This window comes from Candidatus Auribacterota bacterium (genome assembly GCA_026392035.1).
In the GTDB taxonomy this organism is placed as follows: domain Bacteria; phylum Auribacterota; class Tritonobacteria; order UBA1439; family UBA1439; genus JAPLCX01.
Map to the genome: position 1 here is coordinate 1 of JAPLCX010000100.1, position 2,088 is coordinate 2,088.

At 53.0% G+C, this 2,088-nt stretch carries 2 protein-coding genes; one reads left to right on the forward strand and one right to left on the reverse strand.

Going from position 1 to position 2,088, the window contains the following annotated elements; all coding sequences use genetic code 11:
* The first annotated feature begins 329 nt into the window (after positions 1–329).
* Positions 330–1,238 carry a diguanylate cyclase gene (locus NTX71_11000; protein ID MCX6340424.1) on the forward strand — a complete coding sequence of 303 codons (909 nt, stop codon included), beginning with the start codon at positions 330–332 and terminating at the stop codon, positions 1,236–1,238.
* A 166-nt stretch (positions 1,239–1,404) separates the two neighbouring features.
* Here the strand turns inward: NTX71_11000 and NTX71_11005 are convergent, their stop codons facing one another.
* Positions 1,405–1,686, reverse strand: a complete 282-nt coding sequence (locus tag NTX71_11005; protein ID MCX6340425.1) for an acylphosphatase — start codon at positions 1,684–1,686, stop codon at positions 1,405–1,407.
* Positions 1,687–2,088: the final 402 nt, after the last annotated feature.

The following is a 2,088-nucleotide window of genomic DNA, read 5'->3' on the forward strand; positions in this document are numbered from 1 at the left end:
GAGGCAGTACAAAATCAGGCCAGTGTTGGTAGCCTCATCACAATGAGATCGTTTGTTGTAGGGCATTTTAGGGGGGGGCGAAGTAATGTTAAACCAAAAATCGCGGTTTTTCCCCAGGAAGTGGCTCTGTGAGGGGAAGAGGACATCTTTTCTATCCCCCCGCACCCAAAACCTCTCCCCCCAGACATTGGGGGGAGAGGGAACAGTCATGGGGACATTTCTAATTTGGTAAGAAGGGGACATTTCTATTTTGGCTGGACAAGGGATGCACAAATGCTTTACCGGTGAACTGATTTATTGTACAATGGTGAGTGCTTATGAGGTGAGCTATGAAGATGGGTCAGCGGATTCTCATCATTGAAAAGGACGTACGGAGCCGTGAAAAACTCTATCATGTATGCCGCGCCATCAGCCCCGAAACCCACAAGGCCTCCTCCTGGGCAAAGGCCCAGGCGCATTTAAAAAAGCATTATCACGACATGATCATCATCGGCCTCACGACACCGCACCTCCTCAATATTGAGACGATCCGCCTCATCAGGCATTTTGGGCTGGATTCCTGCATACTCGTCAGTGGTCCTTTCAAAGATGTCAACAGAATCGTTGAATGCCTCTGCGCGGGGGCATACGATGTCATCCTTAAACCTATCAATGAGGAGTGGGCCAAGATAACAGTTACGCGGGCTATTGAGCGTAGAAGATTTTACGACGAGGCTCAGAAAAAAGAGCACTACTGGAGGCTGTCCATATTCGATGAACTCACCCGCATCCACAATCACCGATATTTTCATTACTCCCTCACCCAAACGCTCAGTTCCGCGCAGAGGTACCGATTCCCACTCTCTATCCTCATGATGGACCTTGATAATTTCAAATCATTTAACGACCGCTACGGACACCTCACCGGCGACGAAGTGCTCAGGGTGCTGGGGGCGTTTCTATCGAGGTCAATCCGCGCGGGCGATATAGTCGCCCGCTACGGCGGAGAAGAATTTGCGCTCATCCTTCCGCACACGCACAAGAGAGGCGCGAGGGCGATGGCAGAGAAAATACGCAGGGAGGTGGAAGCTCTAGAATTCAACCCCAAGGGGCTCGGCCCACCCGCGCACCTCACCGCCAGCATCGGCGTGGCATCGTTCCCACGAGATGCGCGGTCCAAGGATGATTTGTTGAGAAAGGCCGACAGTGCGCTCTACAAGGCCAAGCATAGAAACAAGAACACCGTATGCTGCGTGTAGAAGAAGCTATCAGGCAGTCGCGCCATCACGCGCATGAGCAGGAACACCGCATAAGTTAGCTCGCTGCGCTCGCTCACTAAATCCCCCGCCCGCCTCGCCTGAGCGAGAGCGATGGCGGGCAGGCGAATCCCAACTGTATTGAAATTCCGAGGCAGCAAAGATATCCTCATCGCCAGTATGAACTCACCCGGAAATCATCAAACTCGCCGCGATAGGGTTGTTCCCTGACGGTGAACTCGTCAACGCGCGCATCCGGAGGGCCATGGCGAAACCACTTTACCATTCGATCAACCGCTCCATCCTCCCCCTCGATGAGCGCTTCAATGCGCCCGTCGGGTATATTCCTCACCCAGCCCGAGAGACCGAGCTCCTCCGCCTTTCGCTGGGCGTAATAGCGAAAACAAACCCCCTGGACTATGCCCCCGGAAATGACGGATACGCGCTTCATGGCATTATGGCAACCACGACCCATGGAATTATACCGCTCTTCCCCGTGATCCTCAAGTGTGCCGTGCCTGGAGTTTCTCCATTTTTTAGAAACTAAGGTAATTTTTCACCACGGACCTGCCTGCCGGCGGGCAGGGACACAGAGAGCACGGAGAACCCACAGAGAAAGAACTACTGTAATGACCTATTGTTTAGGGTACTACGTTATCTCCGTGTCCTCCGTGCCTCCGTGGTGGATTATGCATTGGAATACACCTATAAAATAGGGTCTCCTGAAAAAGTATTTTTCGGATTGTATACGCGAGAGCACCGGCTATTATCTCCCCCTTCATACCTGAAAGAGACTTCCCCTCCCGCCCCTGGTCAGATTCTCTTCGCCGCCGTGGCCAGATTCATGCCCAGC